This is a genomic window from Phreatobacter sp. (assembly GCF_051860605.1).
GTDB lineage: Bacteria > Pseudomonadota > Alphaproteobacteria > Rhizobiales > Phreatobacteraceae > Phreatobacter.
Map to the genome: position 1 here is coordinate 160,668 of NZ_JBHYDR010000002.1, position 25,549 is coordinate 186,216.

A 25,549-nucleotide genomic window follows, 5' to 3' on the forward strand; every position below is an offset into this window, starting at 1 on the left:
TGGTCAGCCGGCATCGCCATGGCAAGGTGGGGTGCCTGTCCACGCGCCGCAGGCAAACGCCTCTTCGCCGGAAGGGTGGGCGGGCGATATGATCCTTTCGATATCAACGCCGAAATTGGAACAGGTTTCCATGAACAGGAATTGACTTGATCCTGTCGCGGACAGGCGTTTCATTCTTCGATCAGGCTCGAAAAAGGAATGCCCGGCTATGGCTCCGTCCCATCAGGCGACTGGCACCGTCATCCCCCTGACGAAGGACACCGGCGACCTCGCCTGGCAGCGGCTGCGCGCTGAGGCCGAGGCCATGGCGTCCGCCAATCCCGAACTGGCGTCGCTGGCCATGCGCACCATCGGCCGCTCCGCCTCGTTCGAGGATGCGGTGGCCCGCCGCATCGCCGCGCGGCTGGCCAATGACGATGTGCCGCTCGACGTGCTGCACGACAGTTTCCGCGAGGCTTTCGCGCGCGCGCCCGCCATCGTCCAGGCAATCCGCGCCGATGCCGCCGCCGTGCTCGACCGCGATCCCGCTGCCGACCGGCTGATCGAGCCGGTGCTGTTCTTCAAGGGCTTTCACGCCATCCAGAGCCATCGCCTGGCCCACTGGCTGCTGCACCGGGGCCGCCGCGACTTCGCGCTCTATCTGCAGAGCCGTTCCTCGGAAGTGTTCCAGACCGACATCAACCCGGCCGTGCCCATCGGCAAGGGCATCTTCCTCGACCACGCCACCGGTCTGGTGGTGGGCGAGACGGCGGTGATCGAGGACGATGTCTCGATCCTCCAGAACGTCACGCTGGGCGGCACCGGCAAGGAAGCCGGCGATCGCCATCCGAAGGTGCGTCGCGGCGTGCTGATCGGCGCGGGCGCCAAGATCCTCGGCAATATCGAGATCGGCCGCTGCGCACGCGTGGCCGCCGGGTCCGTGGTGCTGCACGCCGTGCCGCCGAACACGACCGTGGCGGGCGTCCCTGCAAGGGCGGTCGGCACGGCCGGTTGCGCCGAACCCTCGCGCGAGATGGACCAGATCCTTGCCGAGCGGCCGGCGCAGAGCTTCACCTACGAGATCTGAGGCAGGCCCGGGCTGCGGGAAGGCTCAAGGTCACAGGCCGGCCACCACTGCCCCGGACTGGCTCACGGCCCCGAACACGCCGCCCTGCATCTTGACCATCTTGATGGCGGCTAAGTGGTTGCCGTAGTCGGTCGCGCCGCAGCAATCCTCCACCAGCAGGCATTCGAAGCCGCGATCATTGGCCTCCCTCATGGTCGTGTGAACGCACACGTCAGTCGTGATGCCGGTGAGGATCAGGTTGCGGATGCCGCGCTGGCGCAGGATCAGTTCCAGATCAGTCGCGCAGAACGAACCCTTGCCCGGCTTGTCGATGATGGTTTCGCCCGGTAGCGGTGCGAGTTCCGGGATGATCTCCCAGCCGGGCTCGCCGCGGATGAGGATCTTTCCGCAGGGGCCGGGATCGCCGATGCCGGCGCCGATCTGCTGCGAGCGCCAGCGCTTGTTGGCCGGCAGGTCCGCCAGGTCCGGCCGGTGGCCCTCGCGCGTGTGGATGATCCAGTAGCCCTTGGCGCGCATGGCCGCGAGCACCCGGCCGATCGGCTCGATCGGCGCGCGGGTCAGCGACAGGTCGTAGCCCATGGCATCGACATAGCCGCCCTTGCCGCAGAAGTCGGTCTGCATGTCGATCACCACCAGCGCTGTATTGGCAGGCGTGAGGTCGCCGTCGAAGGGCCAGGCGTAGGGGTCTGAGGCAATCGTCGTCATGGGCTGTGCGTCTCCCGGCTGGCGCCGCCCTGACGGCGGCATTCGGGAGGGAACGAGCAAGCCGCGTGCCTTTCCGCCGGGATGGCATCCCTCTTGCGAAATCATCGGACAAAGCCGGGATATCCCGGAAACCACATGCTGAATGCACAAAGAGTAGGCATTCACAGGTCAGTCCGAGGGCTATTGTATGCAATCCGAGGCATTGGGCAGGCGCTGGATGTGGATGGCGATCGGCCCGGTCGCGCTGTTCTGCGTCTGGTATCTGGTCAACGTCACCGGGCTCGTGACGCCGCGGCTGCTGCCCTCTCCGGTGCGCACGCTCCAGTCGATCTGGACCAATGCCCTCGGCGGCGGCCTCGGCGCCGACTTCATGCGCACGCTCGGGCGCACGCTGCATGCCTTCGCGATCGCGGCCATCGTCGGCGTGCCGCTCGGCATCGTCATCGGAGCCAGCGAGAAGCTCTATCGCTCCATCGAGTTCCTGATCGACTTCTTCCGGTCGACGCCTGCCACGGCGATGTTCCCGCTGTTCATGATCATCTTCGGTCTCGGCGACTTCTCGAAGATCTCGGTCGCCGCCTTCGCGGCCTGGCTGGTGATCCTGTTCAACGTTGCCTACGGCGTCATGAACTCGCGCCGCACCCGCATCCTGGCGGCCCAGGTGATGGGTGCCTCGCGGCTGCGCGTCTTCAGGGACGTGCTGTTCTTCGAATGCCTGCCGCAGACCTTCATCGGGCTGCGCACGGCCGTTTCCATGGCCCTGGTGGTGATCGTCGTCGCCGAGATGTTCATCGGCTCGGACGATGGCCTCGGCAAGCGGATCATCGACAGCCAGATCACCTTCGACCTGCCGCAACTCTACGGGACGATCATCGTCTCCGGCGTGCTCGGCTACGGCCTCAACCTCGTTTTCCTCGGCCTTGAGAAGCGCCTCGTGCACTGGGCCGGGCGCTCGTGATCCCGAACCCACAGGAGTAGCCCCATGACCATCCGCAAGCCGCCGATCTCCGGCACCGACCGCCGCACCTTCCTGACCGCCGCCGGCTCGCTGGCGCTGGCCACCGGCCTGCCGGCTCCCGCCATCGCGCAGGCGCGCGACAAGGTGGTCGTCTCCTGGCTGCCGATCATGCAGACGACCGCGCTCTATGTCGCGATCGAGGAGAAGATGTTCGAGAAGGCCAATTTGGAGGTGGAGGCGGTGCGTTTCCAGGCGCCGAACCAGATCATCGACAGTCTGGTCGCCAACCGTGCCGATTGCGGCGCGCCGGGCGCGGCGGCCGGCATCACGGTGCTGGCCGAGAGCCAGTTCCCCGGCTCGTTCAAGGTGTTCGGCCTGCAGGGCGGCGGCATCGCGGTCAACCGCATCAATGACGGCCTGATCGTTGCCAACAACTCGCCGATCAAGTCGTTCCAGGACCTGCGCGGCAAGTCGCTCGGCCATCTGCCCGGCATCCAGTGGCGGACCATCTCGCGCCACATGGTGCGCAAGGCCGGCCTCGATCCCGACAAGGACATCCGGCTGGTGGAACTGGCCGTCGGCCTCCAGGTGCAGGCCGTGATCGCCGGTTCGGTCGATGCCACGCTGTCGCTGGAGCCGGTCGGCTCCATCGCCGTGGCCCTGGGCGAGGCCAAGCGGGCCATGACCAACCCGGTCGCCGGCATCATTGCCGATCCGTTCTATTCCGGTGTGTCGCTGCTCACGACCAAGTTCATCAAGGACCGGCCGGCGGTGGCGCGCCGCATGGTGGAGGTTCTCGACCAGGCAACCGCCTTCTCGGAGACGCAGTTCGACAAGGTGCGGCCGATGCTGCCGAAGTTCACGCCGATGAAGCCCGAGCAGGTCGGCATCGTCGCCCAGCCCTATCTGCGCGCCTGGAAGGACCTGAACGAGACCGACCTCAACTCCTATCAGGCGCTGGTCGATGTGTTCTCGGCGGAAGGAGCGCTGCGCACGCCGATGAAGGTGCGCGACATCATCCTCAAGCCCGCCGATCTCGGCGCCTGACGGAGGACGCGCCCTGTGAATGCCCATCACAAGCCCGACCCCGAGGCTGTGGCCTATACCGACCAGCGCTGGTTCACCCCCGGAACGCACATCACGGTCCGGGGGCTGACCAAGCGCTTCAACGGCGTGCCGGTCTACGAGAACTTCGACATCGATCTGCCGAAGGGACAGATCGTGTCGGTGTTCGGGCCGAACGGCTGCGGCAAGTCCACCTTCATCAACATGGTGGCCGGGCTGCTTCCCTTCGATTCCGGCCAGATCCTGTTCGAAGGCAAGACCATCGCAGAGACACGCATCGGCTACGTCTTCCAGAACTACCGCGAGGCGCTGTTCCCCTGGATCCGCGCCATCGACAATGTCCACTATCCGCTGAAGCTGATGGGTGTGCCGAAGCCCGAGCGCGACCGGCGGATCGAGCAGTTGGCAGCCGGGTTCGACCTCAAGTTCGATCTCAACCGCTATCCCTACGAACTGTCCGGCGGCCAGCAGCAGACCGTCTCGATCATGCGCTCGCTGGTGGTCGAGCCGGAGGTTCTGTTCTTGGACGAACCGTTCTCCGCGCTCGACTACGAGATGACGCTGATCATGCGCGACCAGTTGCAGAAGGTGCTGATCGCCCGCAGCACGACCACCGTGCTGGTCAGCCACGACCTGGAGGAGGCGGTCTATCTCGCCGACAAGGTGCTGCTGCTCACGCGCAGGCCCTCGCGCATCGCCGCCTATATGGACGTGCCGCTTGCCCGTCCGCGCTCGCCCCAGGTGCTCAGCGAGCCGGCCTTCGTCCGCCTCAAGGCGGAGGCGCTGGAGGTGTTCCAGACCGCGGTGAGGGGATCGTGAGCGAGGAGATCCGCTACCGGGGCTATCACGATATCGGCGGCCTGCCCGGCGGACCGGTCCAGTGTGTCGAGCGGCCGTTCGAGGACTGGCAGAAGCTCTCCGAGGCGATCCGCGGCGCGCTGGAGCAGAAGGATCGAAGCGTCTCGCTCGACGAGATCCGGCGCGTCTTCGAGAGTTTCGGCGAGGATCTCTACGAGACGCTCGGGTTCTATGAGCGGCGGGCCGAGGCGCTGACCATCCTTCTCGCCGAGAAGGACATCGTCGCGGTGGATGAGGTCCGTCAGAGGATGGATGCGATCGCGGCGATGCGCGGCCTGAAGGTCGACCATGTCGCCCGGACCGTCACCCCGGAGGTCTGACCCATGCCGCGATTCCGGCCCGGCGACCGCGTCACCGTGCGCGAACTCGGCAAACCCGGTCACGTGCGCATTCCGTTCTTTATCCGGCTCAAGACCGGCGAGGTGGAGCGCTATTGCGGAGCCTATCCGAACCCGGAGGATCTCGCCTTCGGCCGGCCGGGGCTGCCGGCCATCGACCTCTATCGCGTGCGTTTCGATCAGCCGGCCCTGTGGCAGGACTATCGCGGCCCTGGCGAGGACACGCTGGAGATCGAGATCTACGACCACTGGCTTGAACCGGCAGGCCAGGATTGACGGACAAGGACTGGCGGACAAGGACGGCATCATGGCAACCCCCGATCCCATCGGCTTCCCGGCCGAGAAGACCGATCCGGACCGCCCCGTGGTCGAAGGCCACGAGGGTGCCGACTACTACGCCCTGATGACCGAGGCCCTGCACAAGATCCTGCTGGAAAAGCAGGTCCTGTCGATGGCCGATACCGACCGCGTGATCGCCGCACTCGAAGCGCCGAATGCCACCTGGGGCGCACGGATCGTCGCCGAGGCCTGGCGTGACCCCGCCTACCAGGCCCGGCTGCTGGCCGATGGCGCGGCGGCAGCCCTCGAACTTGGCTTCCGCATCAAGGAGGCCCAACTGGTCGTGGTCGCAAACCGGCCGGACCTGCACAATGTCATCGTCTGCACGCTGTGCTCCTGCTATCCGCGCTCGCTGCTCGGCCAGCCGCCCTGGTGGTACATTTCCAAGAACTACCGGGCCCGCACGGTGCGCGAGCCGCGGGCGGTGCTGGCCGAACTCGGCCTCGATCTGCCGGAGGGCGTCAAGGTCCGTGTCCACGATTCCAACGCCGACATGCGCTACATCGTGCTGCCCATGCGGCCCGAGGGAACGGAGGGCTGGCCTCTGGACCGGCTGATGAGCCTAGTCACGCGCGACTGCATGATCGGCACGGCGGTTCCAAGAGCGTGACGTCGCGACGCCCTGCCTTCGGTGGAGATGCAGCGGCGCCCCGAACCCTCTAGCATCCGGCCAGAAGTGAGCCGAGTGTCCGTCCGCAGGAAGCGGCGGGCGGCTCTGTGCAAATCAGCGAGGCCCCCATGCCGACATCCCGCCGCGTCGTTCTGGCCGCCCGTCCGGACGGCATCCCGCAGGCCCGGCACTTCGCCGTGGCGGAGGCCGAGGTGCCCGACCTGAAGGAAGGCGAGATCCTCGTGCGCAACCAGTTCCTGTCGGTGGAGCCGGCCATGCGCGGCTGGGTCAGCGCGGTCGCCAACTATTCCCAGCCGGTGGGCATCGGCGCGGTCATGCGCTCCTTTGCCAGCGGCGAGGTGGTGGCGTCCCGCCATCCGGGCTTTGTCCCCGGCGAGAAGGTCACCGGCATGTTCGGCTGGCAGGAACTGGCCACCGTGCCGGCCTCGGCCGTGTCTCGCAAGGTGACCGAGACGGACCTGCCGTTGTCGGCCTCCCTCGGCGTGCTCGGCCTCAACGGCCTCACCGCCTATTTCGCGCTGCTGGATGTCGGTGCGCCGCGGCCGGGCGACACGGTGGTGGTGTCCACCGCCGCCGGCTCGGTCGGCTCGGCGGTCGGCCAGATCGCCAGGCTGATGGGCTGCCGGACGGTCGCCATTGCCGGCGGGCCGGACAAGGTGCGCCAGTGCGTCGAGGACTTCGGCTATGACGCGGCCATCGACTACAAGGCCGGCGAAGACCTGGCCACGGCGCTGGCCGCCGCCGCGCCTCGGGGCGTCGACGTCTATTTCGACAACACGTCCGGACCGGTATCCGACACGGTTCTGGCGCAACTGGCCATCGGCGCGCGCGTCGTGCTCTGCGGCACGGCGTCGGTGCCGTCATGGGATCCATGGCCGACCGGGCCGCGCCCGGAACGCCACCTGCTGGTCAAGCGCGCCCGCATGGCCGGGTTCATCGTGTTCGACTATGCCGCCCGCTACGGCGAGGCCCTGCCGCGGCTGGCCTCCTGGATACGCGAGGGGCGCCTGCGCTATGCCGAGGACATCCTCGACGGCATCGAGGCCGCACCCGACGCCATTGCCGGCCTCTACCGGGGCGAGAACCGCGGCAAGCGGCTGATCCGCCTGCATGACTGATCGACCAGAAACAACAACGGGCAGCCTCCCGGCCGCCCGCTGCCGTCATGATGGAAGGCAGATCAGCTCACCAGCGCCCAGTTGCCGTCCTTCACCGTGAGCAGCACGCGCGCCCGCTCGTCGACGCCGTAGCGGTCTTGCTCGGAGAAATTGAACACGCCCTGGCTGGCGGCGATGTTCTTCTCGGTCAGCAGGGCCTTGCGGATCGCCTCGCGGAACTCCTGCGTTCCCGGACGCGCCTCCTTCAGGGCCACCGGCACCACCCGCTCGAGGATCTTGTAGGCGTCGAACAGATGCGCTCCGAACTGGGTGCGCGTGTCCTTGCCGAACTTGGCCTCGTAGGCGGTGACATAGGCAAGGCCCGGCGCCTTTGTGGGCGAGGAATCCGGCTGAAGTTCCGGCACGATGACCGGGCCGGAGGCCATGATGACACCCTCGGCCGCGCGGCCCGCGATGCGGATGAAGTCGCGCGTCACGGCGCCGTGGGTCTGGTAGATCGGCCCGCGATAGCCGCGCTCGCGCAGGGCGATCTGCGGCAGGGCGGCACCCGTGCCGGAAGCCGCCACCAGCACCGCATCCGGACGCAGCGAGACGATCTTCAGCGACTGGCCGGCCACCGACGTGTCGGCGCGGGCATAGCGCTCGTCGGCGACGAGGCGCATGCCGGCGGGCTCGGCCTGGGCCTTGAACTCGCGCACCCACAGGTCACCCCAGGAATCGGAGAAGCCGATCAGGGCGACCGATTTCACATTGGTCTTCTTCATATGCTCGAACAGGCCGCCGGCCATCAGCGCCACCGGCTGCGGCATGACCACGCTCCACTTGCGCCGCTCCGGCGGCACCGGGATCGGCGCGAAGGAAAAGTGCGGGACATTGGCTTCGGCAGCCACGTTGGAAACCGCGATGCCGGGCGGGGTGGTCGACGAACCCATGAGCACGTCGACCTTGTCCTGCGTGGCAAAGCGACGGGCATTGGTGGTGGCGGCCGTCGGGTCGCCGGCGTCGTCCAGCACGATCGGCCGCAGCTTGACCCCGCCGATCTCGGTGGGGGCAAGTTCCACCGAGTTGCGGATCGGAATGCCGAGGGCCGCGGCCGGGCCCGTGATCGAGATGGTGATGCCGATGGTGACGTCGGCGGTCTGGGCGCGGGCGCCCGTGAACCCGACCAGGCCGAGTGCAGTGCCGCCGATCAGCGTGTTGCGTCGTGTGATGCGTGTCATGAAAGTCCTCCCTTGCGATCTGTCCGGATGTCGGGTGACTTCCGGCTGGGTTGTGTCGGCCCGTGTGGCGGGCTTCTGGTCTTGGCCGGGCGCCAGCGCCCGATTCTATCCTGCCTGCAGGACCGGCGCACCGGCCGCAGCCGGAGCATCCGCCTCCATCACGGCCGGGGACACCGGCCGCGCATAAAGAAGCTCGACCAGCGCCGCGCGGTGCTGCAGCACGGCACGCTGGTTGATCGAGCCCTTGTCGGTGATCTCGCCCGCATCGATCGAGGGAGCTTCGTCCAGCAGGACCGCGCGGGCAATCCGCGAGGCGGACCCGGTCGCGGTCGCCGCGAAAGCGGTCAGCCGCTGCCGGAACAGGCCGCGCAGCGCCGGATCGGCAGCCATGCTGCGCAGGTCGGCGCCCGCCAGATGCGGCAGGACCTGACGCACGCCGTCCTGGTCGAGAATGACGATGGCGGCGAGCTGGTCGCGGTCGAGCCCGGCAATTACCACGTCGCGCACCAGCGGGGCCGTGGCGGCGATGAAACGGGCGCGCAGCGGGCCGACGCTGACCCAGGTGCCGGTTGCGAGCTTGAAATCCTCGGAAATGCGGCCGTCGAAGTCGAAACCGCGCGACAGGTCTCCCGGATCGACCGGACGCAGCGCGTCGCCGAAGCAGTAATAGCCCTCCTCGTCGAAGGCCCTCGCCGTCACGTCGGGCTGGCGCCAGTAGCCGGGCGTCACGTTCGGACCGCGCACGCGCACCTCAAGCTTGCCGCCGGACGGCACCAGCTTGATCTCGTTGCCTGCCACCGGCAGGCCGACATGGCCGGACCGGCTCGTCTCCGGCGTGACCGACATCGAGAAGGGAGCGGTCTCGGTGGCGCCCAGCCCGGTCAGCATGGGCAGCCTCTGGCCGGTCTCCATCACGGAGGCCTCGTCCAACGCCCGCCAGACATGGGTGGCGAGCGAGGCGCCGGCGAAGAACAGGCAGTTCAGCCGCGAGAAGAAGTGCCGGCGCAGGCCGGCATCGTCATGGAGGTGCCGGACCAGTTCCTCATAGCCCTTCGGCACGTTGAAATAGACCGTGGGAGCGATCTCGCGCAGATTCCGAACCGTCGCTTCGATTCCACCGGGCACCGGCCGGCCGTCGTCGATATGCAGCGTGCCGCCATTGTAGAGCACCAGCCCGACATTGTGGTTGCCGCCGAAGGTGTGGTTCCACGGCAGCCAGTCGACGATGACCGGCGGCTCCTCCTTCAGGAAGGCCAGCGTCTCGCGCAGCATGACCTGGTTGGAGCACAGCATGCGCTGGGTGTTGATCACCGCCTTGGGCATGCCGGTGGAGCCGGAGGTGAGCAGGAACTTGGCGATGGTCTGCGGGCCGATGGCGGCATGGGCCTGGTCGACGTCTGCCGTCGGCGTCGTCGCGAGCAGGTCGGCGAGGGCGGTGACGCGCCGGCCGGGCAGGTCGCCGCGCGAGGCCATGACCTCGACATCCGGCGGCACGGCGGCGGCAATCGCGGGCGCGAAGACGGAGGCCTCGTCGACATGGACGAGGCCGGGGGTCAGCAGCGCCATCACGTAGCGCAGCTTGCCGAAGTCCCGCGACACGGTGGAATAGGCTGGCGAGACCGCACAGAAGGGAACGCCGGCATGGAGCGCGCCAAGGGCAAGGAGCGCATGGTCGATGCTGTTGCCCGACAGGATGGCCAGCGGACGCTCCGCCGAGAGCCCGCGTGCCAGCAGGCCGGCCGCGATCGAGCGGGCGGAGGCCAGGGCCTGGCGGTAGGTGATCTCCCGCCAGCCCCCGCCCGCGCGCTCGGCGATGAAGATGCGTTCGGGGGAAATGGCGGCCCAGTGCAGCAGGCGGTCGGTCAGGCGGTCGGGATAGGGGGCCAGCGGCGCCTGCGGGCGCACCAGCACGACGCCGTCGTCCCGCCGCTCGACGGTCACGTCGGGGCGCTGGAAACGGATCGGGCGCAGCGGCTGCGGCGCGTGGGCGTTCATGCCCGTCACTCCCTGTTCGGTTCTCTTGATCGCTCCTCTTGGCGGGAGCTGGTGTGCTGCTGGGGGCTCAGCCTGGTTTCACCTTGGCGGCCCGTTTGGCGAGAAAGTCCTGGATGCGGTCCTTGGCCTCCTGGTCGCTCTGGGCGATGGCGGCCATCAGCGATTCCATCAGCAACCCGGCCTGCGGGTCGCTTTCCGCGATGCGGGGCAGGGCCTGGACGACGGCGAAATTGGTCATCGGCGCATTGCCGGCAATGCGGGCCGCCAGTTCCAGCGCCTTGTCCAGACCGTCGCCGGCCTCGACCAGATATTGCGACAGGCCGATGGCAAGGCCCTCGGCAGCGGTATAGGTCCGCCCGGTGAGCATCATGTCGGCCATGCGCGCCACGCCGATCAGCCGCGGCAGGCGCATCGAGCCCCCGCCGCCGACGAAGATGCCGCGCTGGCCTTCGGGCAGGGCGTAGAAGGCGCCGGTCTCGGCAACGCGGATGTGGCAGGCCGAGGCCAGCTCCAGTCCGCCGCCGATGACGGCGCCCTTCAGCGCCGCAACCACCGGCACGGGGGCGAACTGGATGCGGTCGAACACCCGGTGCCACATGCGCGAATGCATCATGCCCTCGGCGGCATTGCGTTCGGACAGTTCGGAGAGGTCGAGGCCGGCGGAGAAATGCTCGCCGATGCCGTGGATGACTGCCACGCGCACGCCGTCGGGAATCGCCGAGAAGCAGTCCTCGAGCGCCAGCACGGTGGCGTCGTCGAGGGCATTGCGCTTGTGCGGCCGGTTGATGCCGACCGTCATGACCGGGCCCCTGACCTCGGTCGCGAGCGGTCCGGCGGCGGAGAGACCGGCGGTCGCCTGAGCCTGCGGCATGATCCGCGCCTCCTTCGATAACAGTTATGTCGCATAACTAAATCGGCTCTTCAAGATGGCATCGCGCCGCGTGACCCGCGCACCCCTGGCCTGCTAGGACTGTGCGCCTGCGCCATCGTGCGGAGGACCCCTCGATCATGTCCGGCGACGCCTTCCATCTCGACCCGCGGCTTGAGGCCGACACCTTTCCTGTCACCGACCTGCCGCTCTGCACGGTCCGGCTGATGAACGATGCCACCTATCCCTGGCTGGTGCTGGTGCCGCGCCGGACCGGTGCCGTCGAACTCATCGACCTGTCGCGCGCCGAGCGGAACCAGGCGATGGACGAGATCGCCCTGGCCTCCGATCTGCTGCAGCGGCTGACCGCCTGCGAAAAGCTGAACGTCGCGGCCCTCGGCAACATGGTGCGCCAGCTGCATATCCATGTCATCGGCCGCTTCGCTGCCGATCCGGCCTGGCCCGGCCCGGTCTGGGGCAAGGTGCCGGCCCGCCCCTACGGCGAGGCGGCGCGAACCGGCCTGACGGCGGCGCTGGCTGCAGGGCTCTCCGCCGCCTGACCGCGTTGCCTGACGCCGGCCTGCCGTGCGAGCGTCTGCGCCCCGATCAGCCCTGCGAGCCGCCATGTCCGACACCGATGCCCTGCCGCCCCTGCCTCCGGTCACGCTCGGTTACACGGACAATGCACTGGACCGGATGAGCGCCAAGCGTGGCGACGCGCTCTGGCTGGCCGCGACCCTCGCCGACCCGCGCGCGCGCCTCTACGTCTTTGCGGGCGAGACACCGATCCTGCGCCGCAACGAGGAGCGCGGCGATCCGCTGTTCACCGCTGCCGAGGCCGAGGCCTTCGGGGAGCCGGTGGAGACGGCCTTCCTCGGCCTCTTCAACGGCGCGCCGCGCTTTGCCCGTCTCGTCAAGGAACTGACAAAGCCGGACCCGAATGCCTATCGCATCGACGAGATCAAGGTCGACGACCCGACCCTGCTGATCACCGACATGCGCACCATTGCCGTGCAGGGCATTGTCGAGCCGCACCATCTCGGGCCGATGGCCGAGGGCAAGGCGCTGATGCACTGGCACGCCATGCACCGCTTCTGCGGCCGCTGCGGCACGCGCACCGAGGCCGTGCAGGCCGGCTGGCGGCGCGACTGTTCCGGCTGCGGCGCGCAGAACTTCCCGCGCACCGACCCCGTGGTGATCATGCTTCCCGTCCATGGCGACCATTGCCTGATGGGCCGCCAGCGCCGCTTCCCGCAAGGCATGTATTCGGCCCTCGCCGGCTTTCTGGAGCCGGGTGAGACGGTGGCCGGCGCCGTGCGCCGCGAGATCATGGAGGAGGCCGGCGTTCCCGTCGGCCGGGTCGGCTACCTGTTCGACCAGCCCTGGCCCTATCCGGCCTCGCTGATGATCGGCTGCCATGCCGAGGCGCTCGGCCGCGACATCGAGATCGACACCGAGGAACTGGAGGACGCCCGCTGGTTTTCCCGCGAGGAGTGCTGGATGATGCTCGCCCGCCAGCATCCGGGGCGGCTCGCCTGCCCGCCGCCGCTGGCCATCGCGCATCACCTGATCCGTGCCTTCGTCGACGACGGCCTGGTGCTCAGCCGCATCGCGTCCTGAGGGACGCGACGGCCGCGAGGCCCGCGCCACGGGCTCGCCGACGGCTCAGTCCAGCCGGCTCCTGACCAGCGCAATGGCTTGCGCCGCCGCCGTGCCCGCCGGCTGCGGCAGCCAGATGGCATGGATCGCCCAGGGCGCAAGGCTCTCCGCCTCGACCAGCGGCAGCACGGTCGCGCCGCCGATCGCCAGCCGCTTCGCCACGATCGACGGCACGAGGGCCGAGCCGAGCCCGAGGGCGACCATCGCCATCACCGACGACCAGTCCGGCGCCTCCTGCATGAAGGCGGGCTCGGCGCCGGTGGCGCGCAGGGCGGCGGTCAGCGTGTGCCGGGCAAGGCCTGCGGCATCGGCTTCCAGTGTCACCAGCGGCTTGCGGGCCAGTTGCGACAGGCTGGCCGTCTTGCGCAGCCGGGCCTCGGCATCGGGCACCACGGCCGACCATTTCGACGTCGCGACAACGTGGTGCTGCACGCGCGGCAGGGCCGGCAGCGGCGGTGCCACGAAGCCGATGGCGAGGCGGCCATCGGCAAGCGCTGCCGCCTGATCCTCCCGCGTCATGACATGAACCGCCAGTGCAAGGCCCGAATCCACGAAGGCGGGGTCCTCCAGCAGCGCGCGCACGGGACCGAACAGGGCCTCGGTCGTCACGCCGATGGCGACCGCCAACGGGCGGTCCGCGATGGCACGCGCCAGCCGGCCGGCCCGGTCGGTTGCGGCAAGGGCCAGCCGCGCCTCGCCGATGAAGGCCTCGCCAGCCGCCGTGAGGCGTACGCGCTTGCCGGCATGGTCGAACAGGACCGCGCCGACCTTGCGCTCCAGTTGCGCGATGCGGGCCGCGACCGTCCGCCTTCCGATGCCGAAGGCGGTGCCTGTTGCCCCGAGGTCGCCGGTATCGGCAAGGGCCACCGCAAGGCGCAGCGTGGCAGCGTCGGGCGGCGCGTCAGTCACGGCCGAGGACCCGGGCGAGCGTGGCAAGGTCGGTCCATTCATAGGTGAGGGTCACCGACTTCCAGATCGGGCCGGGATCGACCTGCCGGCTGACCGGAATGCCGCCAAGGGCCCGGTAGAAGGCCTCCGCCCTCTCGTTGCCCTCCGCGACGTCGAGGCGGAGGGTCCGGCTGCCGAGCGGGATGAGGTCCGCCAGAACCGCGGCCATCAGCGCCTGGCCGATGCCTGTCCGCTGCGCCCGCCGGAGCACGTAGAGGGTCTTGATCCAGCCGATCTCGCCATCGGCCGCAAGTCCCGAGCAGAAGCCGACGGTCTCGTTGCCAAGCTCGGCGACATGGGCGGACGTCGTGTCGCCGGCCGTGCTGAAGAACCGCTCCCACTGGCCGCGGCGCCGCTCGACCGTCAGCCCCTCGAAGATCTCCGGCGGGGCGATGCCGCGATAGCTCTCGTCATAGGACTGGACGTGGATTTCCGCGATCCGGCCGGCATCCGCCGCCGTCGCGCGACGGATCGCCATGGCTCACTCCGCGACCTGCTTCTCCACCTCGGCCCGCCAGGGGTGCTGGGAATAGACTCCGAGAATGGTCAGTTCCTTGGCGAAGAAGGCAAGCTCCTCCAGCGCCAGTTTCAGCGGCCGGTCGTCGGGGTGACCCTCGATCTCCGCATAGAAGCGGGTGGCGACGAAGCGCCCGCCGATCATGTGGCTTTCGAGCTTGGTCATGTTGACGCCGTTGGTCGCAAAGCCGCCCATGGCCTTGTAGAGCGCCGCCGGCACGTTGCGCACCTGGAAGACGAAGCTCGTCAGGCAGTCCCGGCCCGGTGCGGCCCAGATCTTCTGGCGCGACAGGATGACGAAGCGGGTGGTGTTGTTGGCGGCATCCTCGATGTCCTCGGCGAGGATGTCGAGGCCGTAGACCTCCGCCGCGAGCCTCGGGGCGATGGCGGCCTGGCTGGGGTCGTTCATCTCCGCCACCTCGCGCGCCGAGCCCGCCGTGTCGGCGGCGACGATGGGCTTCAGGCCGAGCTTTCGGATGATCTGCCGGCACTGGCCGAGGCCCATGATATGACTGCGCGCCGTCTTGACGGTGGCGAGCGAGGAGCCCTTCACGCCCATGAGCTGGAAGCGGATGGGCAGGAAGAACTCGCCGATGATGTGGAGCCCGGCGGTGGGCAGAAGGTGGTGGACGTCACCGACGCGGCCGGCAATCGAGTTCTCGATCGGGATCATGCCCAGATCGGCATCGCCGTTCTGGATGGCCGCAAAGGCGTCCTCGAAGCTCGGGCATGGCAGAACCTCGGCCTGCGGAAAGACCGCATTGGCCGCCTGGTGGGAGAAGGCGCTGAGTTCGCCCTGGAAGGCGATCCGCTTGGGCGCGAGGATCATGGGACGCATTACTCCGGTGGGGCGGCTTGTTTAGCGGAAGGATCAGGCTTTGGCGATGAGGCCGCGGGCCCGTTCCAGGTCCTCCGGCGTATCGACGCCGAGGGGCACGGTATCGACGACGGCGACGTCGATGCGCATGCCGTTTTCCAATGCGCGGAGCTGTTCCAGCCGTTCGCGCCGCTCCAGCGGGGCGGGGGGCAGCGCGACGAAGCGGTCCAGCGCCGCGCGCCGATAGGCGTAAAGGCCGATATGGTGATAGAGCGGCCCCTCGCCGGAAGGGGCCGTCGCGCGGGTGAAATAGAGGGCGCGCAGGCGGCGCCCGGACAGCGGCGTCCCGACCACCTTCACCACGTTCGGATTGGCGACCTCCTCGGGCCGCGTGATGACGGACGCCAGCGTTCCGATATCGACGGCCGGGTCGTCGAGCAGGTCGGCCGCTGCCCGGATGATCGCCGGGTCGATGGTCGGCAGGTCGCCCTGCACGTTGATGATCCTGTCGGCGGCTGCCGCCGTATCGACCAGCATGGCAGCTTCGTGGATGCGGTCCGAACCGCTCGGATGGTCCGGACGGGTCATGATGGCCCGGCCACCGGCGGCCTCCACCGCGGCGCTGATCTCGTCCGAATCCGTGGCGACGATCACCTCGCCGAGGCCGGCTGCGCGCGCCTGGTCCATGACATGGACGATCATCGGCCGGCCGCCGATATCGGCGAGGGGCTTGCCGGGCAGGCGCGAGGCAGCCATGCGGGCGGGAATGAGGACGAGTGTGCGGGACATGGGGCGGAAGGGGTCTCGGGCGCGGCTGAAAGTAGCATGCCGGGGGCGTGCATATACGGGTTGCCTCACGCGGCGCAATTTGATTAGTGTCCGCGCCAAATCGGCCGGGTTCGGGCGGCTTCCCCCCGTGGGTCCCCGATTCGATGACAGGTTGCCGATCGGCTGGAGCTGGTCCTGATGGACGGATTCGAGATCAACAAGACCTTTATGGCCCTGCTGCTGGTCGGCACGGCAACGCTCGGCGGCAATATCGTCGCCGGCGAGATCCTGTTCAAACCGGCCAAGCCGGCCAAGCCCGGTTTCGAGGTGGTCGTCGCGCCGCCCGCCGGGCAGCAGGCGGCCCCCGCCGCCGCCGAGCCGACCAAGACGATGGCCGAGGTCTTCGCCTCCGCCAATGCCGCCAATGGTCCGGCCGTGTTCCGCCAGTGCGCGACCTGCCACACGATCAACAAGGGCGGGGCCAATGGCGCCGGTCCCAATCTGTTCGGCATCATCGGCCGCAACCATGCGGCAACGCCCGGCTTCAACTATTCGGCGGCCATGCGCGGCAAGGCCAGCGAGCCGTGGACGCTGGAGGCCATGTACGCCTTCATCACCAATCCGCGCCGCGCGGTTCCGGGCACCACGATGTCGTTTGCCGGTATCCGCTCCGAGCAGCAGCGCGCCGACCTGATGGCCTATCTGCGCGAGCAGGCCGACACCCCGGTCGACCTGCCGAAGTGAGATTATCGCTCCCACGGGAATGAAAAGGGCCGGGGTTTCCCCGGCCTTTTGCTTTCAGGACGCGCGGTCCGCACCCGTTCGGACCCCTGATTTTCCAGGCAGACACGGGGTCAACACCGCATTATCCTGCGTGAGTCCCATTTTTGCCACGCTTGCCGCGTTGGAACGGCGGTCCTCACCGCCCCAAGACCGGGTTCGCACAAGGTTTTTTCATGCCGACCATCGCACTCGTCGACGACGACCGGAACATCCTGACTTCGGTCGCGATCGCGCTGGAAGCCGAGGGCTACCGGATCGTCACCTACAATGACGGGGCCTCGGCCCTCGACGGCTTCAAGCAGGCCCCGCCGGACCTGGCGATTCTCGACATCAAGATGCCGCGCATGGACGGCATGGAACTGCTGCGCCGCCTGCGCCAGAAGAGCGACATGCCGGTGATCTTCCTCACCTCCAAGGATGAGGAGATCGACGAATTGTTCGGCCTCAAGATGGGCGCCGACGATTTCATCCGCAAACCCTTCTCCCAGCGCTTGCTGGTCGAGCGGGTCAAGGCCGTCCTGCGCCGCGCCGCTGCCAAGGACCCCGCGGCCGAGATCAAGTCGGACGCCAAGGTGCTGGAGCGCGGCAAGCTGCGCATGGACCCCGAGCGCCACACCTGCACCTGGGACGGCCATCCGGTGACCCTGACCGTCACCGAGTTCCTGATCCTTCAGGCGCTCGCCCAGCGCCCGGGCGTGGTCAAGAGCCGCAATGCCCTGATGGACGCGGCCTATGACGATCAGGTTTATGTCGACGACCGCACCATCGACAGCCACATCAAGCGCCTGCGCAAGAAGTTCAAGGCCGTGGACGACGACTTCGAGATGATCGAGACCCTCTACGGGGTCGGCTATCGCTTCAAGGAGTGAGGAGGCTTCCTCCCCGCCAATGCTCGACCGAACCCAGAGCGCCGGACCTCCGCAGGCGGCGGACGCGGATCCCGCAGCCCCCGCGCGCGCGGGACGGCCTGTCGCACGGTTCGGCCGCGTGGCCGCCCGTTTCACGCGGGCGGTGCTGAACCGGTCGTTCTCCAGTCTCACGCGCCGCATCGTCCTTCTCAACCTTGCCGGCCTTGTCGCCCTGGTCTCCGGCATCCTCTGGCTGTCGAGCTTTCGCGCGGGCCTGATCGAATCCCGGGCGCAGAGCCTCATCGTCCAGGGCGAGATCATCGCCGGCGCCATCGCCGCCTCGGCGACGGTGGACAGTTCGGTCATCCCCATCGACCCGGACAAGCTGTTCGAACTGCAGCTCGGCGGTGCCGGCTCCTCCATCGACGATCCGGCGGCCCTGCTGGAGTTTCCGATCAATCCCGAGCGCGTGGCGCCGGTGCTGCGCCGGCTCACCGGCCCGACCGAGACCCAGGCCCGCATCTACGACCGCGAGGGCAACCTGATCCTAGACAGCCGCAATCTTTATGGCCGCGGCGACATCCAGACCCTCGACCTGCCGCCCATCGGCACCAAGCCGCCCTTCTACGAGAAATGGTGGAACGAGATCCGCCGCTTCCTGCGCGGCGGCGTCAATTTCCCGATCTACCGCGATTTCGGCTTCGGAAATGGCAAGAGCTATCCGGAGGTGGCCCAGGCCTTGTCCGGCCAGAAGGGCAGCATGGTCCGCGTCAACGAGCAGGGCGAGATCATCGTCTCGGTGGCCATTCCCGTGCAGCGTTTCCGCGGGGTGCTGGGCGTGCTGCTGCTCAACACGCGCGGCGGCGAGATCGACGCCGTGATCGATGCCGAACGCCTGCAGGTGCTGCGCGTCTTCATGGTCGCCGCGCTGGTCATGGTGGTGCTGTCAATTCTCATGGCCCGCACCATTGCAGGCCCCGTGCGCAAGCTGGCCGAAGGTGCCGAGCAGGTGCGCCGACGTCATCGCTCGCGCGAGCAGATCCCTGACTTCAGCCACCGGCGCGACGAGATCGGCCATCTGTCGCGCTCCCTGCGCGACATGACGGACGCGCTCTATGCCCGCATTGAAGGGATCGAGCGCTTTGCCGCCGATGTCTCCCACGAATTGAAGAATCCGCTGACCTCCGTCCGCTCGGCGGTGGAGACGTTGCCGCTGGCCAAGACGGAAGCGTCCCGCGAACGGCTGCTGGCCGTGATCCAGCACGATGTCCGGCGGCTCGACCGCCTGATTACCGACATTTCCGACGCCAGCCGCCTCGATGCAGAGCTCCAGCGCCAGGAGGCGACGCGCGTCGATCTTGCCAGGCTGCTGACCACGCTGGTGACCATCGCCAACGAGGTGAAGGCCGGCGAGGACGTCAAGGTCGAACTGGTCTTCCAGGACGGGCGGCCGCGCGATTTCGGCGTGCGCGGCCATGACAGCCGCCTGAGCCAGGTGGTGACCAACCTCATCGACAATGCCCGCTCGTTCTCGCCGCCCGGGAGTGTCGTCCGCGTCGTCGCACGCAAGCTGAAGGGCGCCATCGAGATCGCGGTGGAAGACCAGGGTCCCGGCATCCGCGAAGACGCGTTGCAGCGGATCTTCGAGCGCTTCTATACTGATCGTCCGCATCAGGACTACGGCCAGAACTCCGGCCTGGGCCTGTCCATTTCCCGACAGATCGTCGAGGCCCATGGCGGGCGCATCTGGGCCGAGAACCAGCCGGGTCCTCCGGGTCCCGACGGCGAACCGACGGTTGCCGGTGCCCGCTTCGTCGTCCGGCTGCCTGCGGCGTGACGGGGCCGGGCACCATCCACGGCTCGGTGGTGCTGGTCGGCAGCCGCGCGGTGCTGATCCGCGGGCCGTCCGGTTCGGGAAAGTCGCGCCTCGCTCTCCGCCTGATCGACGGGCCGCCGATCCCCGGCGCGCCGCCCGTCAGGCTCGTCGCCGATGACCGCGTGCTGCTCGCCGAAGTCCATGGCCGTCTCGTCGCCCGGCCTCCGGCGGCTCTTGCCGGCCTGATCGAACTGCGCGGCATCGGGATCGTGGCGCGGCCGTTCGAGACGGCCGGCATCGTGCGCCTCGTCATCGATCTGTCGGCCCCGGACGCGACCCGCATGCCGGAACCGGAAAGCCGCAGTGTCGCAGTCGGGAGCGTCATCCTGCCGCGTCTTGCCGTCGAGGAAGGCGCTGACCCGCTGCCTGGACTGGTGGATTGGCTCATCGGCGCGTCGCGCGATGTCGCCAATCCGGCCTCACGGCGATAGTCTCATGTCCGGGTCTCTTGCGCTCGCGGTCGTCTTGGTGATCATTACGGCCTCTTTCGGAAAGGTGCGTGCGGAGCGTCGCGCGCGGAGTGCCGGATGATCGGACTCGTTATTGTCACGCATGGCCAGCTGGCCGTCGAATTCCGTCACGCGATGGAACATGTGGTCGGGCCGCAGCGTCAGGTCGAGACGGTCGCGATCGGTCCCAGCGACGACATGGACCAGCGCCGCCGCGACATCATCGCCGCCGTTGACCGCGTCGATACCGGCGATGGCGTCGCGGTGCTGACCGACATGTTCGGCGGCACGCCGTCGAACCTCGCGATCTCGATCATGAGCGGGCGTCCCGTCGAGGTGGTTGCCGGCATCAACCTGCCGATGCTGGTCAAGCTTGCGACCGTCCGCCAGGAGAAGCCGTTGCAGGAGGCGGTCCTGCACGCCCAGGAGGCGGGGCGCAAATACATCAACATCGCCAGTCGTGTCCTCGCCGGCCAGTGAACCCGCGCCTTTGCCATTGTGGCGGCGCGCGCGCTTGGTAGAGTGTTGGAAACTGACCGCTTTGGCTGACCATCGGTCGGCAGGCGAAATGGTGTGATCCGGGAGATTTGCTTGATCGGGGATGGCGAGACATCCGGGGGGATTGTGGCTGGGCCGGTGGACGGCGCCGTGGTGCGCGAACTGCCGATCCTCAACAAGCGCGGGCTCCATGCCCGAGCCTCGGCCAAGTTCGTCGCCTGCGTCGATCGCTTCAACGCCCGGGTCACGGTCACCCGCGCCGGCGAAAGTGTCGATGGAACCTCGATCATGGGGCTGATGATGCTGGCCGCCGGCATCGGCACCAGCGTCACCGTTCAGGCGACGGGACCGCAGGCGCGTGAAGTGGTGGATGCCGTGGCCGCCCTGGTGGCCGACCGGTTCGGCGAGGGCGAATAGCGCCAGCCAGGGGCGAGCATCGTTCGGAGATGGTTCCAGCATGACCGAGATATCGGACGCCTCGGGCGTAGGACGCCGCGTGGAGAACGGCCTGGAAAGGGCGCTGTTCGCCAGTCGCTGGCTGATGGCCCCCTTCTATGCCGGGCTGGTCATCGGGCTGGCCGCCTTGATGGTCGTGTTCTTGCGCGATCTTGTCGGCTTCATCGTCAAGGTGCCGACGGCCAAGGAGGCCGACGTCATCCTCGGCGTCCTGACGCTGATCGACCTGTCGCTGGCCGGCAACCTGGTCATCATGGTGGTCTTTTCCGGCTATGAGAACTTCGTGTCGAAGATGGACCACGTGAAGGGGCGGGACCGGCCCGAATGGATGGGCACGATCGACTTCTCGACGCTCAAGCTGAAGCTCCTCGCGTCCATCGTTGCCATCTCGGCCATCCACCTGCTCAAGGCCTTCATGAATGTAGGGGCGATGAGCGACCGCGAGATGATGTGGCTGGTGATCATTCACGTCACATTCGTCGGCTCCGGCGTGCTTCTTGCGCTGACCGACCGGCTGACCGGACACGCGGACTGATGGCCGACTGGCGCAGCTTCTGGGATGGCGAGCATGCCATCTATGTCAGCGCCCGCCACAAGCAGGTGCATTACCGCGCGATCGCGGACGGCATCCTGGCGCATCTGGCGTCCGCCGGAACGGGTCCGGATGCCGTGGTGCTCGACTATGCCTGCGGCGAGGCGCTCGAGGCCGACAGGGTGGCGGCAGCGGTCGGCCGTCTCGTCCTGTGCGACGGGGCGCCGAGCGTCGTGGCAAGGCTTGCCGAGCGCTTCTCCGGCGAGGCCCGGGTTGCCGCCGTGCTGCCGGAAGACCTCGACGACGCGCTGGCCGACGGCACGGCCGATGTCATCGTGGTCTCCTCGCTCATCCAGTATCTCGGGCAGGAGGATTTCGCGGTCTTGCTGCGGCGGTTCCGGCAGAAGCTCAAGCCGTCGGGCCGGCTGGTGGTTGCCGATGTCATCCCGCCCGATGCCGGCATGGTCGCCGATGTCCTCTCGCTGCTGCGCAACGGCCTTGCCCACGGCTACCTGTCCGCCGCGGCCATGGGCCTCGTGGCAACCGCCGTCTCGCCCTACCGCAAGCTGCGGGCCGAACTCGGCCTGACGACCTATGCCGAGGCGGACATGCTGGCGCTGCTCCGGCGCGAGGGGTTTGCCGGCCGTCGCCATGTGCCCAATCTCGGCCTGACGCCGCATCGCATGACCTTCGTCGCCAGCCCTTCGAACGTTTGACAGGACCCGGGCCTTTCCGCATATCGATCATCCCGTTCGATGTAGCGAACGCTGCCGCGTGGTGATGCCATGAACCCGATTTTCGCCAGCCTCCCGACCACCGTCTTCGAGGTGATGTCGCAGCTTGCCCGCGAGACCGGCGCGATCAATCTCGGCCAGGGTTTCCCCGACGATCCCGGGCCGGAGGATGTGCGACGCAAGGCGGCCGAGGCCGTCGTCACCGGCTGGAACCAGTATCCGCCGATGATGGGCCTGCCCGAACTCCGGCAGGCCGTGTCGGCGCATTATCGCCATCACCAGGATCTGGCCGTCGATCCGGACCGGGAGGTGATGATCACCTCCGGCGCCACCGAGGCCATTGCCGGAGCGCTGTTCGCGCTGATCGAGCCGGGCGACGAGGTGGTGCTGTTCCAGCCCATGTATGACGCCTACCTGCCGCTGGTGCGCCGGGCCGGGGGCGTGCCGCGCTTCGTCAACCTGAAGCCGCCGTACTGGCGCTTCACCGAGGAGGACCTGGCGGCGGTCTTTACCGACCGGACGCGGGTGGTGCTGCTCAACAATCCGCTCAACCCGGCGGCTTCCGTCTTCCCGACCGCGGATCTCGATCTGCTGGGCCGGTTCTGTGAGCGCTTCGGCGCGACCGTGATCTCCGACGAGGTTTGGGAGCATGTCGTCTTCGACGGGCATCGCCACGTCTCGGTGCTGGCCATCGACAGCCTGCGCCCCCGTGCGGTGAAGATCGGCTCGGCCGGCAAGATCTTCTCGCTGACGGGGTGGAAGGTCGGTTTCGTGGTGGCGGCACCCGAGATCATGCGGGTTCTCGCCAAGGCCCACCAGTTCCTGACCTTTACCACACCGCCCAATCTGCAGGCGGCCGTCGCCTATGGCCTTGCCAAGGACGACGGCTATTTCACCGGCATGCGGTCCGAGTTCCAGCGCGCCCGCGACCTGTTCGCCGCCGGCCTTGCAGGAGCCGGCTTCACGGTTCTGCCGAGTGCGGCGACCTATTTCATCAACGTCGATCTGGCCGGCGCCGGCATCGACGACGATGTCGGCTTCTGCCGTCGCCTGGTATCGGACCACGGGGTCGCCGCCATCCCCGTCTCGGCCTTCTATGCCGAGGCGCCGGTCACCTCGGTGGTGCGCTTCTGCTTCGCCAAGAAGGACGAGACGCTGACTGGCGCGCTGGAGCGGCTCGCCCCGGTCTTCGCCCGCGCCTGATCCCCTGTCGTCACAGGGCGGCGACGGCCTCGGGAACGGCCTCCAGGCGCTCGGCCTGTTCGCACAGGTCCGCCAGCGTGATCCGGGCCAGTTCGTCGAAATAGCGGTCCTCGGCCTTCGATACGGCAGGGCAGACCACGGAAGCGACCAGCGGCGACAGGGCCTCGAACTCCTCCGCATCGCTGCTCAGGGAAGAGCGGACGATGTCGGCGCAGGTGATCCGCGCGCGCTCGCGCGCGAGGTCGTAGCCGCCGCGGGGACCCCGCATGCCCTTCAGGATGCCGACCCTGACAAGCTGCTGAAGCATGGGCTCCAGATGCCGCGGCGGCAGGTGATTGCGCGCGGCAAGCGCCTTGGCCGAGACCGGCCCGGTGCGTGCATGGATCGCAATGTCGATGACCGCGGCAATGGCGAGTCGGCCGCGACGAGAAAGCACTGGCATCGTTATCCCGCAACGGGCCGCAACCTTATCGGCCCGCCTGCAACAAATCATGCCGGGTCCGCGGTGAAGAAGCCCGTTTCGTGCATGTGGCCTGTGCCTGCAACGCAGGGAACGTCTTCTTCAACGCCCGGTTGAGCCGAATCCGCCGGCGCCGCGCACCGTTGTATCGAGGTTTTCGACCGCCACGAGCTGCGCCTGCACCACTGGCGCGATGACAAGCTGGGCGATGCGCTCCCCGCGGCGAATGGTCACTGGCTCCGTCCCGAGATTGACCAGCAGCACCTTCACCTCGCCCCGATAGTCGGCGTCGATGGTACCGGGCGCGTTGGCGACGGTCAGGCCATGCTTCAGGGCAAGGCCCGAGCGCGGCCGCACCTGTCCCTCGAAACCGGGCGGAATCGCCATCTTCAGCCCGGTCGGCACGGCGGCACGGGCGCCGGGGGCGAGCAGGAGTGGCTCGGCTTCGTGAAGCGCTGCCAGAAGGTCCATGCCGGCGGCATGTTCGGTTTGCGCCGCCGGCAGGGCGAGGCCCTCCCCATGCGGCAGCCGCTCGACGGCGATCGTCACAGGCCCGCTCATGCTCCGGCAAGCCTCCTGGCCAGATGGGCCACGAGCGCGCGGGCGACCTCGTCCTTGGACTGGCGCGCCCAGGTCTCGACGCCCTCGCTGCTGACAAGATGCACCGTATTGGCATCGCCGCCGAAGGTTCCTGTGCCGGTCGCCACGTCATTGGCCACGATCAGGTCGCAGCCCTTGCGGGCAAGCTTGGCGCGGGCATTGTCGACGACATTTTCGGTTTCGGCGGCGAAGCCGACGACCAGCCTGGGGCGTTTCGTCCCATGACGCGCGACGGTTGCCAGGATGTCGGGGTTCTCCACGAAGGACAGGGCCGGCGGCCCGTCTGGTCCCTTCTTCAGCTTGCCGCCGGCGATGTCGGCCACGCGCCAGTCGGCGACCGCCGCCGCGAAGATCGCGATGGAGGCCGGCAGCGCCGCATCCACGGCGGCCAGCATGTCGCGCGCGCTCTCCACCTTCACGACCGTGACGCCGACGGGGTCGGCGACGCCCACGGGCCCGGTCACCAGCGTGACATCGGCGCCGGCCTCGGCGGCCGCTTTCGCAATGGCATGGCCTTGTTTTCCCGACGAATGGTTGGAGATGTAACGGACGGGATCGATCGCCTCGCGGGTCGGGCCGGACGTGACCAGCACCCGGTGGCCGGCAAGGGGCCGGCTCACGGCGGGGTCAACCATCATCGCCTCGATGGCCGCGATGATCTCCGGCACCTCCGCCATCCGGCCGGGACCGAACTCGCCGCAGGCCATGCCGCCCGCGTTCGGTCCGACGAAGGTGACGCCGTCGCCCTTCAGGATGCCGACATTGCGCTGTGTCGCCGGGTGCAGCCACATGCGCACATTCATGGCGGGCGCTGCGAGGATGCGCTTGTCGGTGGCCAGGAGCGCCGTCGAGGCAAGGTCATTGGCATGGCCATGGGCCATCTTGGCCATCAGGTCGGCGGTGGCCGGCGCGACGACCAGCAGGTCGGCATCGCGCGAGAGCTCGATATGGCCCATCTCGTTCTCATCGGTGAGCGAGAACAGCTCCTGGAACACCTTGTCGCCGGTGAGCGAGCCGACCGACAGCGGCGTGACGAATTCGGCCCCGGCCCGCGTCAGGATCGCGCGTACCTTCGCGCCGCGGTCCTGCAGCCGCCGGATCAGTTCCAGCGACTTGTAGGCAGCGATGCCGCCGCCGATGACGAGAAGGATGCGCTTGGCCGTGAGCATGGGCGGGAGGCCCCCGGGTGAGGTTGCGCGAACGTAACCCTTTGCCGCTGCCGTTCAAGGTCGCCAAGCGGG

The 25,549-nt window shown here is 68.2% G+C and carries 31 protein-coding genes; 19 read left to right on the forward strand and 12 right to left on the reverse strand.

Annotation, left to right across the window (positions count from 1 at the left end; translation table 11 throughout):
* Positions 1-3: 3 nt before the first annotated feature.
* A complete protein-coding gene (locus ACTIFS_RS03560; RefSeq protein ID WP_439572665.1) occupies positions 4-174 on the reverse strand; it encodes a hypothetical protein in 171 nt (56 codons plus the stop codon).
* A 34-nt stretch (positions 175-208) separates the two neighbouring features.
* Between ACTIFS_RS03560 and cysE the strand changes: the two genes are divergently transcribed.
* Positions 209-1,066, forward strand: a complete 858-nt coding sequence (cysE, locus tag ACTIFS_RS03565; protein WP_439572666.1) for a serine O-acetyltransferase — start codon at positions 209-211, stop codon at positions 1,064-1,066.
* 30 nt (positions 1,067-1,096) lie between these two features.
* Here the strand turns inward: cysE and biuH are convergent, their stop codons facing one another.
* Positions 1,097-1,771: a biuret amidohydrolase gene (biuH, locus tag ACTIFS_RS03570; RefSeq protein WP_439572667.1), complete on the reverse strand. Its 675-nt coding sequence runs from the start codon at positions 1,769-1,771 to the stop codon at positions 1,097-1,099.
* Positions 1,772-1,994: 223 nt separating this feature from the next.
* Here biuH and ACTIFS_RS03575 point away from each other — a divergent pair, with 223 nt between their 5' ends.
* The 7 genes from ACTIFS_RS03575 to ACTIFS_RS03605 all read left to right on the forward strand — a co-directional run bounded on the left by ACTIFS_RS03575 (position 1,995) and on the right by ACTIFS_RS03605 (position 7,078).
* Entirely contained in the window at positions 1,995-2,729 is a 735-nt protein-coding gene (locus ACTIFS_RS03575; protein WP_439572668.1) for an ABC transporter permease, read from the forward strand.
* A 24-nt stretch (positions 2,730-2,753) separates the two neighbouring features.
* On the forward strand, positions 2,754-3,776 hold the full coding sequence (locus tag ACTIFS_RS03580) for an ABC transporter substrate-binding protein (RefSeq protein ID WP_439572669.1): 1,023 nt from the start codon (positions 2,754-2,756) through the stop codon (positions 3,774-3,776).
* A gap of 15 nt (positions 3,777-3,791) precedes the next feature.
* A complete protein-coding gene (locus ACTIFS_RS03585; RefSeq protein ID WP_439572670.1) occupies positions 3,792-4,613 on the forward strand; it encodes an ABC transporter ATP-binding protein in 822 nt (273 codons plus the stop codon).
* Positions 4,610-4,972, forward strand: coding sequence for a nitrile hydratase (locus ACTIFS_RS03590; RefSeq protein ID WP_439572671.1), 363 nt, complete (start codon positions 4,610-4,612; stop codon positions 4,970-4,972). The genes ACTIFS_RS03585 and ACTIFS_RS03590 overlap by 4 nt, the downstream gene beginning before the upstream one ends.
* Before the next feature lie 3 nt (positions 4,973-4,975).
* Positions 4,976-5,266 carry an SH3-like domain-containing protein gene (locus tag ACTIFS_RS03595; RefSeq protein WP_439572672.1) on the forward strand — a complete coding sequence of 97 codons (291 nt, stop codon included), beginning with the start codon at positions 4,976-4,978 and terminating at the stop codon, positions 5,264-5,266.
* 31 nt (positions 5,267-5,297) lie between these two features.
* Entirely contained in the window at positions 5,298-5,939 is a 642-nt protein-coding gene (locus ACTIFS_RS03600; RefSeq protein WP_439572673.1) for a nitrile hydratase subunit alpha, read from the forward strand.
* Positions 5,940-6,067: 128 nt separating this feature from the next.
* Positions 6,068-7,078 (forward strand): NADP-dependent oxidoreductase, encoded by a 1,011-nt coding sequence (locus ACTIFS_RS03605; RefSeq protein WP_439572674.1) that lies wholly within the window; start codon positions 6,068-6,070, stop codon positions 7,076-7,078.
* Between the two features lie 62 nt (positions 7,079-7,140).
* Here the strand turns inward: ACTIFS_RS03605 and ACTIFS_RS03610 are convergent, their stop codons facing one another.
* From ACTIFS_RS03610 to ACTIFS_RS03620, 3 genes are all read right to left on the reverse strand, one after another.
* The gene (locus ACTIFS_RS03610) at positions 7,141-8,298 is read right to left on the reverse strand and encodes an ABC transporter substrate-binding protein (RefSeq protein WP_439572675.1); all 1,158 of its coding nucleotides are present in this window, start codon (positions 8,296-8,298) and stop codon (positions 7,141-7,143) included.
* A gap of 105 nt (positions 8,299-8,403) precedes the next feature.
* Positions 8,404-10,293 carry a feruloyl-CoA synthase gene (locus ACTIFS_RS03615; RefSeq protein ID WP_439572676.1) on the reverse strand — a complete coding sequence of 630 codons (1,890 nt, stop codon included), beginning with the start codon at positions 10,291-10,293 and terminating at the stop codon, positions 8,404-8,406.
* Positions 10,294-10,360: 67 nt separating this feature from the next.
* Entirely contained in the window at positions 10,361-11,164 is an 804-nt protein-coding gene (locus ACTIFS_RS03620; protein WP_439572677.1) for a crotonase/enoyl-CoA hydratase family protein, read from the reverse strand.
* Positions 11,165-11,301: 137 nt separating this feature from the next.
* Here ACTIFS_RS03620 and ACTIFS_RS03625 point away from each other — a divergent pair, with 137 nt between their 5' ends.
* Both ACTIFS_RS03625 and nudC read left to right on the forward strand, forming a co-directional pair.
* Positions 11,302-11,721 (forward strand): HIT domain-containing protein, encoded by a 420-nt coding sequence (locus tag ACTIFS_RS03625; RefSeq protein ID WP_439572678.1) that lies wholly within the window; start codon positions 11,302-11,304, stop codon positions 11,719-11,721.
* A 64-nt stretch (positions 11,722-11,785) separates the two neighbouring features.
* Positions 11,786-12,781 carry an NAD(+) diphosphatase gene (nudC, locus tag ACTIFS_RS03630; protein WP_439572679.1) on the forward strand — a complete coding sequence of 332 codons (996 nt, stop codon included), beginning with the start codon at positions 11,786-11,788 and terminating at the stop codon, positions 12,779-12,781.
* 45 nt (positions 12,782-12,826) lie between these two features.
* Here the strand turns inward: nudC and ACTIFS_RS03635 are convergent, their stop codons facing one another.
* Genes ACTIFS_RS03635 through ACTIFS_RS03650 form a run of 4 tightly spaced genes read right to left on the reverse strand, consistent with a single transcriptional unit; the run spans position 12,827 to position 15,890 of the window.
* The gene (locus tag ACTIFS_RS03635; RefSeq protein WP_439572680.1) at positions 12,827-13,729 is read right to left on the reverse strand and encodes a LysR family transcriptional regulator; all 903 of its coding nucleotides are present in this window, start codon (positions 13,727-13,729) and stop codon (positions 12,827-12,829) included.
* Positions 13,722-14,246, reverse strand: coding sequence for a GNAT family N-acetyltransferase (locus ACTIFS_RS03640; protein WP_439572681.1), 525 nt, complete (start codon positions 14,244-14,246; stop codon positions 13,722-13,724). The genes ACTIFS_RS03635 and ACTIFS_RS03640 overlap by 8 nt, the downstream gene beginning before the upstream one ends.
* Positions 14,247-14,249: 3 nt before the next feature.
* Entirely contained in the window at positions 14,250-15,113 is an 864-nt protein-coding gene (locus ACTIFS_RS03645) for a prephenate dehydratase (RefSeq protein ID WP_439572682.1), read from the reverse strand.
* Positions 15,114-15,155: 42 nt separating this feature from the next.
* Positions 15,156-15,890, reverse strand: coding sequence for a 3-deoxy-manno-octulosonate cytidylyltransferase (locus ACTIFS_RS03650; protein WP_439572683.1), 735 nt, complete (start codon positions 15,888-15,890; stop codon positions 15,156-15,158).
* A 177-nt stretch (positions 15,891-16,067) separates the two neighbouring features.
* Here ACTIFS_RS03650 and ACTIFS_RS03655 point away from each other — a divergent pair, with 177 nt between their 5' ends.
* From ACTIFS_RS03655 to ACTIFS_RS03695, 9 genes are all read left to right on the forward strand, one after another.
* Positions 16,068-16,613 (forward strand): c-type cytochrome, encoded by a 546-nt coding sequence (locus tag ACTIFS_RS03655; RefSeq protein ID WP_439572684.1) that lies wholly within the window; start codon positions 16,068-16,070, stop codon positions 16,611-16,613.
* A 212-nt stretch (positions 16,614-16,825) separates the two neighbouring features.
* Positions 16,826-17,521 carry a response regulator transcription factor gene (locus ACTIFS_RS03660; RefSeq protein ID WP_439572685.1) on the forward strand — a complete coding sequence of 232 codons (696 nt, stop codon included), beginning with the start codon at positions 16,826-16,828 and terminating at the stop codon, positions 17,519-17,521.
* A gap of 19 nt (positions 17,522-17,540) precedes the next feature.
* Complete coding sequence (locus tag ACTIFS_RS03665) at positions 17,541-19,337, forward strand: stimulus-sensing domain-containing protein (RefSeq protein ID WP_439572686.1); 1,797 nt, start codon at positions 17,541-17,543, stop codon at positions 19,335-19,337.
* Complete coding sequence (locus ACTIFS_RS03670) at positions 19,334-19,807, forward strand: HPr kinase/phosphorylase (RefSeq protein ID WP_439572687.1); 474 nt, start codon at positions 19,334-19,336, stop codon at positions 19,805-19,807. Before ACTIFS_RS03665 ends, ACTIFS_RS03670 begins: the two co-directional genes overlap by 4 nt.
* A gap of 96 nt (positions 19,808-19,903) precedes the next feature.
* Positions 19,904-20,305, forward strand: a complete 402-nt coding sequence (locus ACTIFS_RS03675; RefSeq protein WP_439572688.1) for a PTS sugar transporter subunit IIA — start codon at positions 19,904-19,906, stop codon at positions 20,303-20,305.
* 114 nt (positions 20,306-20,419) lie between these two features.
* Positions 20,420-20,740: an HPr family phosphocarrier protein gene (locus ACTIFS_RS03680; protein WP_439573035.1), complete on the forward strand. Its 321-nt coding sequence runs from the start codon at positions 20,420-20,422 to the stop codon at positions 20,738-20,740.
* 40 nt (positions 20,741-20,780) lie between these two features.
* On the forward strand, positions 20,781-21,314 hold the full coding sequence (locus ACTIFS_RS03685; protein ID WP_439572689.1) for a TIGR00645 family protein: 534 nt from the start codon (positions 20,781-20,783) through the stop codon (positions 21,312-21,314).
* On the forward strand, positions 21,314-22,027 hold the full coding sequence (locus ACTIFS_RS03690) for a class I SAM-dependent methyltransferase (protein WP_439572690.1): 714 nt from the start codon (positions 21,314-21,316) through the stop codon (positions 22,025-22,027). Before ACTIFS_RS03685 ends, ACTIFS_RS03690 begins: the two co-directional genes overlap by 1 nt.
* A 69-nt stretch (positions 22,028-22,096) precedes the next feature.
* Positions 22,097-23,248 (forward strand): aminotransferase, encoded by a 1,152-nt coding sequence (locus ACTIFS_RS03695; RefSeq protein ID WP_439572691.1) that lies wholly within the window; start codon positions 22,097-22,099, stop codon positions 23,246-23,248.
* Positions 23,249-23,258: 10 nt separating this feature from the next.
* Here ACTIFS_RS03695 and ACTIFS_RS03700 read toward each other — a convergent pair whose 3' ends face one another.
* The 3 genes from ACTIFS_RS03700 to coaBC all read right to left on the reverse strand — a co-directional run bounded on the left by ACTIFS_RS03700 (position 23,259) and on the right by coaBC (position 25,477).
* The gene (locus ACTIFS_RS03700; protein WP_439572692.1) at positions 23,259-23,690 is read right to left on the reverse strand and encodes an RrF2 family transcriptional regulator; all 432 of its coding nucleotides are present in this window, start codon (positions 23,688-23,690) and stop codon (positions 23,259-23,261) included.
* Between the two features lie 120 nt (positions 23,691-23,810).
* The gene (gene dut / locus ACTIFS_RS03705; protein ID WP_439572693.1) at positions 23,811-24,269 is read right to left on the reverse strand and encodes a dUTP diphosphatase; all 459 of its coding nucleotides are present in this window, start codon (positions 24,267-24,269) and stop codon (positions 23,811-23,813) included.
* Positions 24,266-25,477 carry a bifunctional phosphopantothenoylcysteine decarboxylase/phosphopantothenate--cysteine ligase CoaBC gene (coaBC, locus tag ACTIFS_RS03710; RefSeq protein WP_439572694.1) on the reverse strand — a complete coding sequence of 404 codons (1,212 nt, stop codon included), beginning with the start codon at positions 25,475-25,477 and terminating at the stop codon, positions 24,266-24,268. The genes dut and coaBC overlap by 4 nt, the downstream gene beginning before the upstream one ends.
* Positions 25,478-25,549 lie beyond the last annotated feature (72 nt).

Coding starts and splice junctions, on each gene's coding strand:
- ACTIFS_RS03575 (WP_439572668.1), top strand. CDS start 1,995: ATGGCGATCGGCCCGGTCGCGCTGTTCTGCGTCTGGTATCTGGTCAAC.
- ACTIFS_RS03595 (WP_439572672.1), top strand. CDS start 4,976: ATGCCGCGATTCCGGCCCGGCGACCGCGTCACCGTGCGCGAACTCGGC.
- ACTIFS_RS03560 (WP_439572665.1), bottom strand. CDS start 174: ATGAAACGCCTGTCCGCGACAGGATCAAGTCAATTCCTGTTCATGGAA.
- ACTIFS_RS03620 (WP_439572677.1), bottom strand. CDS start 11,164: ATGCCGCAGGCTCAGGCGACCGCCGGTCTCTCCGCCGCCGGACCGCTC.
- ACTIFS_RS03650 (WP_439572683.1), bottom strand. CDS start 15,890: ATGTCCCGCACACTCGTCCTCATTCCCGCCCGCATGGCTGCCTCGCGC.
- ACTIFS_RS03700 (WP_439572692.1), bottom strand. CDS start 23,690: ATGCCAGTGCTTTCTCGTCGCGGCCGACTCGCCATTGCCGCGGTCATC.
- ACTIFS_RS03695 (WP_439572691.1), top strand. CDS start 22,097: ATGAACCCGATTTTCGCCAGCCTCCCGACCACCGTCTTCGAGGTGATG.
- ACTIFS_RS03685 (WP_439572689.1), top strand. CDS start 20,781: ATGACCGAGATATCGGACGCCTCGGGCGTAGGACGCCGCGTGGAGAAC.
- ACTIFS_RS03640 (WP_439572681.1), bottom strand. CDS start 14,246: ATGGCGATCCGTCGCGCGACGGCGGCGGATGCCGGCCGGATCGCGGAA.
- ACTIFS_RS03665 (WP_439572686.1), top strand. CDS start 17,541: ATGCTCGACCGAACCCAGAGCGCCGGACCTCCGCAGGCGGCGGACGCG.
- dut (WP_439572693.1), bottom strand. CDS start 24,269: ATGAGCGGGCCTGTGACGATCGCCGTCGAGCGGCTGCCGCATGGGGAG.
- ACTIFS_RS03690 (WP_439572690.1), top strand. CDS start 21,314: ATGGCCGACTGGCGCAGCTTCTGGGATGGCGAGCATGCCATCTATGTC.
- ACTIFS_RS03660 (WP_439572685.1), top strand. CDS start 16,826: ATGCCGACCATCGCACTCGTCGACGACGACCGGAACATCCTGACTTCG.
- nudC (WP_439572679.1), top strand. CDS start 11,786: ATGTCCGACACCGATGCCCTGCCGCCCCTGCCTCCGGTCACGCTCGGT.
- cysE (WP_439572666.1), top strand. CDS start 209: ATGGCTCCGTCCCATCAGGCGACTGGCACCGTCATCCCCCTGACGAAG.
- ACTIFS_RS03625 (WP_439572678.1), top strand. CDS start 11,302: ATGTCCGGCGACGCCTTCCATCTCGACCCGCGGCTTGAGGCCGACACC.
- biuH (WP_439572667.1), bottom strand. CDS start 1,771: ATGACGACGATTGCCTCAGACCCCTACGCCTGGCCCTTCGACGGCGAC.
- ACTIFS_RS03655 (WP_439572684.1), top strand. CDS start 16,068: ATGGACGGATTCGAGATCAACAAGACCTTTATGGCCCTGCTGCTGGTC.
- ACTIFS_RS03645 (WP_439572682.1), bottom strand. CDS start 15,113: ATGATCCTCGCGCCCAAGCGGATCGCCTTCCAGGGCGAACTCAGCGCC.
- ACTIFS_RS03600 (WP_439572673.1), top strand. CDS start 5,298: ATGGCAACCCCCGATCCCATCGGCTTCCCGGCCGAGAAGACCGATCCG.
- ACTIFS_RS03615 (WP_439572676.1), bottom strand. CDS start 10,293: ATGAACGCCCACGCGCCGCAGCCGCTGCGCCCGATCCGTTTCCAGCGC.
- coaBC (WP_439572694.1), bottom strand. CDS start 25,477: ATGCTCACGGCCAAGCGCATCCTTCTCGTCATCGGCGGCGGCATCGCT.
- ACTIFS_RS03610 (WP_439572675.1), bottom strand. CDS start 8,298: ATGACACGCATCACACGACGCAACACGCTGATCGGCGGCACTGCACTC.
- ACTIFS_RS03675 (WP_439572688.1), top strand. CDS start 19,904: ATGATCGGACTCGTTATTGTCACGCATGGCCAGCTGGCCGTCGAATTC.
- ACTIFS_RS03605 (WP_439572674.1), top strand. CDS start 6,068: ATGCCGACATCCCGCCGCGTCGTTCTGGCCGCCCGTCCGGACGGCATC.
- ACTIFS_RS03580 (WP_439572669.1), top strand. CDS start 2,754: ATGACCATCCGCAAGCCGCCGATCTCCGGCACCGACCGCCGCACCTTC.